Source organism: Kitasatospora sp. NPDC001095, assembly GCF_053598615.1.
This window is the reverse complement of the sequence record NZ_JBSFKQ010000037.1, coordinates 69,221-77,014: the sequence shown is the minus strand read 5'-3', so window position 1 is coordinate 77,014 and position 7,794 is coordinate 69,221. Positions and strand designations below refer to the sequence as shown.

At 75.0% G+C, this 7,794-nt stretch carries 7 protein-coding genes; 3 read left to right on the top strand and 4 right to left on the bottom strand.

Going from position 1 to position 7,794, the window contains the following annotated elements; all coding sequences use genetic code 11:
• Window positions 1-177: 177 nt before the first annotated feature.
• Window positions 178-384 (bottom strand): DUF5703 family protein, encoded by a 207-nt coding sequence (locus ACWDBB_RS25845; protein WP_360261758.1) that lies wholly within the window; start codon window positions 382-384, stop codon window positions 178-180.
• A gap of 368 nt (window positions 385-752) precedes the next feature.
• Between ACWDBB_RS25845 and ACWDBB_RS25840 the strand changes: the two genes are divergently transcribed.
• Window positions 753-1,358, top strand: coding sequence for a hypothetical protein (locus ACWDBB_RS25840; RefSeq protein WP_449791861.1), 606 nt, complete (start codon window positions 753-755; stop codon window positions 1,356-1,358).
• A gap of 68 nt (window positions 1,359-1,426) precedes the next feature.
• Here ACWDBB_RS25840 and ACWDBB_RS25835 read toward each other — a convergent pair whose 3' ends face one another.
• Window positions 1,427-3,559 carry a helix-hairpin-helix domain-containing protein gene (locus ACWDBB_RS25835; RefSeq protein WP_449791860.1) on the bottom strand — a complete coding sequence of 711 codons (2,133 nt, stop codon included), beginning with the start codon at window positions 3,557-3,559 and terminating at the stop codon, window positions 1,427-1,429.
• Window positions 3,560-3,617: 58 nt separating this feature from the next.
• The gene (locus tag ACWDBB_RS25830) at window positions 3,618-4,598 is read right to left on the bottom strand and encodes an aldo/keto reductase (RefSeq protein ID WP_449791859.1); all 981 of its coding nucleotides are present in this window, start codon (window positions 4,596-4,598) and stop codon (window positions 3,618-3,620) included.
• Window positions 4,599-4,850: 252 nt separating this feature from the next.
• On the opposite strand from ACWDBB_RS25830, the gene ACWDBB_RS25825 reads away from it, so the two are divergent.
• Window positions 4,851-5,897, top strand: a complete 1,047-nt coding sequence (locus ACWDBB_RS25825; RefSeq protein ID WP_449791858.1) for an LLM class F420-dependent oxidoreductase — start codon at window positions 4,851-4,853, stop codon at window positions 5,895-5,897.
• A gap of 43 nt (window positions 5,898-5,940) precedes the next feature.
• Here ACWDBB_RS25825 and ACWDBB_RS25820 read toward each other — a convergent pair whose 3' ends face one another.
• On the bottom strand, window positions 5,941-6,921 hold the full coding sequence (locus ACWDBB_RS25820; protein ID WP_449791857.1) for a magnesium and cobalt transport protein CorA: 981 nt from the start codon (window positions 6,919-6,921) through the stop codon (window positions 5,941-5,943).
• A gap of 179 nt (window positions 6,922-7,100) precedes the next feature.
• Between ACWDBB_RS25820 and ACWDBB_RS25815 the strand changes: the two genes are divergently transcribed.
• Complete coding sequence (locus tag ACWDBB_RS25815; protein WP_449791856.1) at window positions 7,101-7,793, top strand: MSMEG_4193 family putative phosphomutase; 693 nt, start codon at window positions 7,101-7,103, stop codon at window positions 7,791-7,793.
• The last annotated feature ends 1 nt before the right edge of the window (window position 7,794 follow it).

Here is a 7,794-nt window from a genome sequence, read left to right as displayed (position 1 = left end):
GCCGTCCCCCTCGCCCTGGTCGCGGGCCCCCCCCCCCCCCCGGGCCCCGTGGCGTTCGCTCGGCGGCCGCGTGCACCGGCCGTGGGAAAGGCGCACCCGCGGCCGCCGGGCGAACGGGCGGTCGCGGGTGCGTGAAAGCTCGGTGTGGTTCCGCCAGGGGGCGCGGCGCCCCGCCCGTCACCAGCTCCGGACCTGCCGGATGATCCGCCGCTTCAGTCGGACCGTCCGGCTGCCGTCGGGGAACAGCCTGAGCCGGTCGAGCTCCCAGTGCCCGTACTCGGCGTGCTCGGTGAGCAGTTGGCGCGCCGCGTTGCGCGTGGTGCCGCGCGGCATGCGCAGGGACTGGTACTCGTACTCCGGCTGCCGGACCGGCTTCCGTGGGATCAAGACGCTCCTCCTGGGGATCACCTGAAGGGCAAGCCTACGGCCTGCCCCGGACGGGCGGCCCGGGTGTTTCCGGCCGTCCTCCCACGGGGGAGCGGCGGCCCGAGGGGGTGCCACCCGGGCCCGTCGACTGACAGTGCATCAGTCCCGTTGCCGCTGTGGAGGGGATACCCCGATCCCGGCGCGCGAAGCGGCACCCGGACGGCCCCGGCGGACCCGCTGCGCGCCCTCCGCGCCCGCTTCGCGCCGGTGCCACGCGAAGACGAAAGGGCATGGATCGGACATCAGGGGGGAAGTTGCGGTGAAATCGCGGGTGTAGATGACAACCGCTGTGCGTACCGGCGTCGCGGGGAGATAGCGTCTGCACCATGTCTGATGCCGCGCAGCCCACCATTGCCGAGGTACGCGCCGCCGCTGAGGCGGTCAAGGCCGCCATCGACCGTCATCTGGAAGCGGTGTCAAGCCCCAACGCAGCCGATGATCCCGCCGTTTCCGCCGCCTACGAGCAGCTCGCGACGGCGGCCATCGCCTACGACCAGCTCCTGTACGAGGCCTACGACGAGGTCACGCCCTTCGAGATCCCGGGGGACGAGGGCCCGGGCGGGTACCACGGCCCCGAACAGCCCGAGGCGATCAGCGTGTTGATCCGCCGCGACTACCACGTCGTCGATCCCGAGCGGCTGCGTGCCCAGGCCGAGCGGCTGGACGAGTCGCTGACCCCGGGCGGGGCCGGCGCGGGCGGGGTGAACGCCGCGATCGGCGTGCTGTTCGGCGAGTACGAGCCCGACGAGATCGCCGCCCGCAGCGAGGAGTTCGGCCTGGAGGAGGCCGACTCGACGCTCTGGGTCGCGGCCGCCGAGCCGACCGAGCCGGGCGAGTGGCTGCCGGAACCCTTCGAGCACGCCGATCCGCAGCTGCTGATCTGCCGGTTCGACGTGAGCGAGGTCTACGACGACGAGGACCCGGACGACTGACGCCGTCCGGAAGACGGCCGACGGGCGGGCCCGGGATCACCGGGGCCCGCCCGTCGTGCGTTCGCGCCTCAGTACTCCGAGGCCGCGGTGTTCTCGGCGAGGACCGCCCGCAGCCGGGTGGTGCGCGGCTGCGCCTGGCGCTCGGCGACGGCCTGGGCGAGCGCCGGGCCCGCCGCGTGCACCACGGACAGGTGCCGCTCGCCGCGGCCGAAGGCGGTGTAGACCCACTGCCGGGTCAGGGCGGGGGCGGCGTCCTCCGGAAGCACCACCACCGCGCCCGGCCAGCGCCGGCCGAGGGCCTGGTGGACGGTCAGCGCCCAGCCGTGCCGCAGCCGGGCGGCCTCGGCGGGCGGGACGGTCCGGCGCGAGCCGTCGGCGTACTCCAGGTGCAGACCGGTGGCGTCGCCGTCCAGCACCCGGGCCGGGCGGGTGACGCCGGGGGTGGGGGAGTCGACCACCCGGTCGCCCGGGTCGAAGCCGCCGAACCGGCCGGGGCCGGGGTTGAGCCTGGCCTTGGCGGCGGCGTTCAGTGCGCGGGTGCCGGCCGGGCCGCCGTGGCCCGGGGTGAGCAGCACCACCTGCTCGACCGGGATGCCCAGCGCGCGCGGGATGGAGTCGGTGAGCAGCTGGACGGCCCGGTGGACGGCCTCGCCGGCGTCCTTGGCGGTCAGGATGACCACCTCCTTGTCCGGCGCCTCGACCGGCTGGAGCTCGCCGATGCCGACACCGGAGACCAACTCGCCGATCGGGCCGAAGTCCGGGGTGCGGGAGGCGACCGCCGGGCAGGCCTTGGCGGCCAGCAGGTCGGCGAAGAACCGCCCGGGGCCGGCCGACCAGAGCTGGCCCGGGTCGCCGCTGAGCACCAGCCGGGTGCCGTCGGCCAGCGACTCCAGGACGGTGGCGGCCAGTTCGACGTCCAGCAGCGGGGCGTCCAGCACGACCAGCAGGTCGAGGGCGAGCGTGCCGTCCGGGGCGCGGCCGGGGCCGGCGGCGCCGGAGAGCAGGTCGGCGAGGGTGACCACGGAGGCCCCACCGCCGGTGCCCGGGCCGGCGAGTGCGGCGAGCGAGTCCCGGCCCTGGTCGGTCCAGGTGGCGGCCCAGGCCCGCAGCCCGAGGCCGCGGGCGGCGGTGACCAGAGCGGCCGGCTCGGCGCGGGCCGCCTCGCCGCCGGTGTGCAGCACCAGGGCGTGCTCGGCGACGGCCCTGACCAGGGCGGTCGCGGAGGAGGACGGCGCGGCCTCGGCGGCGGCCGCCCAGGCGGTCGGGCCGGGGTCGACGCGGGTCTGCTCGGCGGATTCCTCGGCGGGGGCGGCCGCTTCGCCGGCCCCGGCTCGGGCCCCGGCTCCGGTCTCGTCGGGGACCTCGGCCTCCTCGGAGTCCTCGGCCTCCTGCGGGTCCTCGCCCGGTACGAAGGTGGCCATCAGCTGGAGCAGCTTCTCGGCGAGGCTGTCCTCGGCCATCGCCAGCCCCTCCAGCGCGAGCAGCGTGCGGGTCGGCGCCTCGTCCTCGTCGCCGCCCGCCGCGTGCGCCTCGGCGCCGGTCAGCTCCTCCTGGAAGGGCAGCACCCGCCCGTCCGCGACGGCGGCCTGGATCGCGGTGGCCGGGTCGGGCATCCGGAGCCGGGTGAGCCCGGCCGCGACCTCGGGCAGTTCCAGGGCCGAGTGCCCGCGCAGCGCCGCCTGCTCCAGCAGCCACGGCACCAGCGCCCGGGCGCGGCGCTCGTCGCCCGGGGCGGCATCGGGGCCGAGCAGCTTCTGGGCGAAGCCGTCCGCGTGCTCGGGTCGGACGCCGGGCAGGCCCAGCACCGCCCACGGGTCGTCGCGCAGCCGCTCGGGGGCCTCCTCGCCGAGCGCGGCCACGGCGGCGGCCGCCAGCTCGGCCGGGGCGCCGCCGGCGGCCAGCACCTCGGCGGTGGCGCGCAGCGCGTCGCCGTGCTGCCGCTCGGGCACCGCGGCGGGGGCGGCGGCCGCCGCAGGGGCCTGCGGTCCGGATGCGGCGGGCTCCGCCCCCGCGGGCCCCGAGGCCTGCGGCTCCGACGCCTGCGGCGTGGGGATCCGCGCGGCCGGGGCCGCGGCCCCGGGCCCCTGGGCGGCGATCTCCCGCATCCGCCGTGCCAGCTCGGCGACCTTCGCGGCCTTCTCCTCCGGGGTCAGCTGGGCCCCTTCGGTCACCTCCGGAGCGCCGTTCCCCGTGTCAGTCATCGTCGTCCGCTCCAAAGGTCACTCCACTGCAGGTTCTGCTCGACAACCCGGGCCTGGGTCACAGCTCGGTCCACCCCTGGTCCGGGTAGTGGTGCACCGGCGACGAGATGTCGTCCAGCGCGCCACGGATCTCATCCGGAAGCGTAAGCGCCTCCACCGACAGCGCCGCCTGCAGCTGGGCCACCGTCCGGGCCCCGACCAGGGCGCTCGCCACCCCGGGCCGGTCCCGGACCCAGGCCAGCGCGACCTCCAGCGGGGTGCTGGCGAGCCCGTCGGCGGCGGTGGCGAGGGCGTCCACGATCCGCCGCGAGCGCTCTCCGAGGTAGGGCTGGACGAACCCGGTCAGGTACGGCGAGGCGCCGCGCGAGTCCTGCGGGATGCCGTGCCGGTACTTGCCGGTGAGCACCCCGCGCCCGAGCGGCGAGCCGGCGAGCACCCCGACCCCGGCGTCCAGCGCGGCGGGCAGGGCCTCCCGCTCGATGCCGCGCTGGAGCAGCGAGTACTCCAGCTGCGCCCCGGCCAGCGGCACCCGTCCGTGGTGGGCGTGCTGCCAGGTGGCGGCCTTGGCGAGCTGCCAGCCGCTGAAGTCGCAGACCCCGACGTAGCGGGCGCGCCCGGAGGAGACGGCGATGTCGAGGGCGCTGAGCGTCTCCTCGACCGGGGTGGCCGGGTCGAAGGAGTGCACCTGCCACAGGTCGACGTGGTCGGTGCCGAGCCGGCGCAGCGAGGCGTCCAGGGCGGCGAGCAGGTGGCCGCGCGAGCCGTCGAAGCGGCGGGCGGACTCGGGGGCGCTGCCGGCCTTGGTGGCGATGACGAGTTCGGAGCGCGGGACCAGGTTGTCGGTGAGCCGGGAGATCAGGTACTCGGCGCCGCCGTCCGCGTACACGTCGGCGGTGTCGACCAGGTTGCCGCCGGCGTCGACGAACTCCTTGAGCTGCTCCGCGGCCTCCTGCTCGTCGGTGTCCCGGCCCCAGGTCATGGTGCCGAGGCCGAGCCGGGAGACCTGCAGGCCGGTACGGCCGAGGTGACGCTTTTCCATCGGACGGGCCCTTCACTGGCCGGTGGCCCCGCGAGCCCCGGCAGCCGTGTAAACGCGCAGGTGGGGGAGAGTGCTCCCCACCCCGGCTGAGCGTAGCGGCCGGTGCCCGGACAGGGGTGCAGACCCGCAGAACGATCACTGCGGCACGAACCCGCGCGACTGTGACCCAGACCACCCCTACCCGTCAGTAGCATGTCCGGCGCGGGCGCGGTTACCCTCGCCACAACCCCAACCCACTGGAAGGTGCGGCAGATGCGACTCGGGATCAACCTCGGCTACTGGGGACTCGGCATGGACGCCGACAACATCGCCGTGGCCCAGGAGGCGGACCGGCTCGGCTACTCCGTCTGCTGGGCGGCGGAGGCGTACGGCTCGGACGCCGCGACGGTGCTCAGCTTCGTCGCCGCGAAGACCGAGCGGATCGACGTCGGCTCGGCCATCTTCCAGATCCCGGCCCGTACCCCGGCGATGACCGCGATGACCGCCGCCACCTTGGACACCCTGTCCGGCGGCCGGTTCCGGCTCGGCCTCGGCGTCTCCGGCCCGCAGGTGTCCGAGGGCTGGTACGGCGTGAAGTTCGACAAGCCGCTCGCCCGCACCCGCGAGTACGTGGAGATCATCCGCAAGGCGATGTCCCGCGAGCGCCTGGTGCACGAGGGCGCAAACTGGACGCTGCCGCTGCCCGGCGGCCCCGGCAAGCCGATCAAGCTCACCGTGCACCCGGTGCGCGAGCACATCCCGCTGTACATCGCCGCGATCGGTCCGAAGAACCTGGAGCTGACCGGTGAGATCGCCGACGGCTGGCTCGGCATCTTCTTCTCGCCCGAGCACTCCGCGCTCTCGCTCGACCCGCTGACGGCGGGCCGCGCCCAGGCCGGGAAGACGCTGGAGGGCTTCGACCTCTGCCCGACGGTGAACCTCGCCGTCGGCGAGGACATCAAGGCCGGGGTCGACGGGCTGCGTTCCTACGCCGCGCTCTACATCGGTGGCATGGGCAGCAAGGAGAAGAACTTCTACAACCAGCTCGCCCGGCGGATGGGCTACGAGCAGGCCGCCGACGAGGTCCAGGAGAAGTACCTGGCCAGGGACTACGCGGGCGCCGCGGCCGCCGTCCCGCACGACCTGATCGACGCCACCTCGCTGATCGGCGACACCGCCCGGATCGCCGACCGGATGCAGGCCTACGCCGACGCCGGCGTCACCACGCTCACCCTGGCCCCGTCCGGCTTCACCCTGGACGAGCGGATCCGGGCGCTGCGCACCGGCGTCGAGGCGCTGGAGCGGGCCGGCCTGGCCTGACCGGCCCGGCCGGTCGGGCCCGGTGGCCGGCGGTCGAGCGGCACTACAGCCAGTCGTGCCGCTTGAACACCCGGTGCAGCACCAGGCAGACCACCAGCATCAGCACCAGCACCGCCGGGTACCCCCAGACCCGGTGCAGCTCGGGCATGTGCTCGAAGTTCATCCCGTAGATGCCCGCGATCATCGTCGGTACGGCGGCCAGCGCCGCCCAGGCCGAGATCTTCCGCATGTCGTTGTTCTGCTGGACGCTGACCTGCGCCAGGTTGGCGTTCAGGATGTCGGACAGCAGCCGGTCCATTCCCTCCATCTGGTCGTTCACCCGGGCCACGTGGTCGGCGACGTCCCGCAGGTAGGGCGCGGTCTCGGGGCGGACGAAGCGGGCGCCGCGCTCCAGGGTCAGCATCGGCTCCACCAGCGGGCCGACGGCCCGGCGCGCGGACATCACCTGGCGCTTGTAGCCGTAGATCCGGCCGGCGGTGTCGCTGCCGACCCGGCCGGGGGAGAAGATGTCCGCCTCCAGCTCGTCCAGGTCGGACTGGAGCGCGGACGCCACGTCCACGTAGCCGTCCACGATGGTGTCGCAGACCTGGTGCAGCACCGAGCTGGGCCCGTAGCGCAGTTGCTCGGGGTCCTGTTCCAGGGCGGCCCGCAGGCCGCCGAGCGAGCCGTCCTCGCCGTGCCGGACGGTCATCACGAAGTCCGGGCCGAGGAAGACCATCACCTCGCCGACCGTGACGACGTGCCCGCCGGGGTGGTAGCCGAGGGTCTTCAGGGCGACGAACAGCGAGCCCTGGTAGGCCTCCACCTTGGGGCGCTGGTGGGCGCTGACGGCGTCCTCGACGGCCAGCGGGTGCAGCGTGAACTCCTTGCCGACGCGGCCGAGTTCCTCGGTGGTGGGCTCGAACAGGCCTATCCAGACGAAGCCGCCCGGACCGGCCGCGCGGGCGGCGGCGAGCGCGCCGGCGGGATCCTCGGGGGCCTCGATCCGGCGGCCGTCGTGGTAGGCGGCGCAGTGGACGATCATGGGGGCCATTGTCACCCGGGCGGGGCCGTCCGGCACGGATCCGGGGCAACCAGGGCCCGCCTCTTGGATCCTTGCCCGATCCGACGAAGTCCGAGAGACGAGCCCGAGGCCCACCGGGCGGGACGTCCGGAAGGGAGAGCGGGGCCCATCGCGGGGCCCGGAGGCCGTAGGCTGACCCCATGCCCACGCTGCTGCTCGTCCGTCACGGCCGCTCCACCGCGAACACCGCCGGAATCCTGGCTGGTTGGACGCCCGGCGTGGACCTCGACGACACCGGTCGGGCGCAGGCCGCCGCGCTCGCCGGCCGGCTCGCCGGCATCCCGCTGGTGCAGGCGGTCAGCAGCCCGTTGGAGCGCTGCCGGCAGACGCTGGAGCCGCTGCTGGCGGTCCGCCCCGAGTTGGGCCCGCCGACCGAGGACGAGCGGCTGGGGGAGTGCCACTACGGCGACTGGACCGGCCGGCCGCTGGCCGAGCTGGCCAAGGAGCCGCTCTGGCGCACGGTGCAGGACCACGCCGCGGCGGCCGCCTTCCCCGGCGGGGAGTCGCTGCGCGCGCTGAGCCACCGCACGGTGGACGCGGTGCGCGAGTGGAACCGGAAGATCGCCGCCGAGCACGGCGAGGACGCGGTCTGGGTCGCCTGCTCGCACGGGGACGTGATCAAGGCCGTGGTGGCCGACGCGCTCGGGCTGCACCTGGACCACTTCCAGCGGATCAGCGTCGAGCCCTGTTCGGTCACCGCGATCCGCTACACCCCCCAACGGCCCTTCGTACTGAGGATGGGCGACACCGGCGACCTCGCCTCGCTCGCCCCCAGGCCCCACCCGGCCGAGGCCACCCCGGCCGGCGACGCGGTGGTGGGCGGCACCGTCTGAG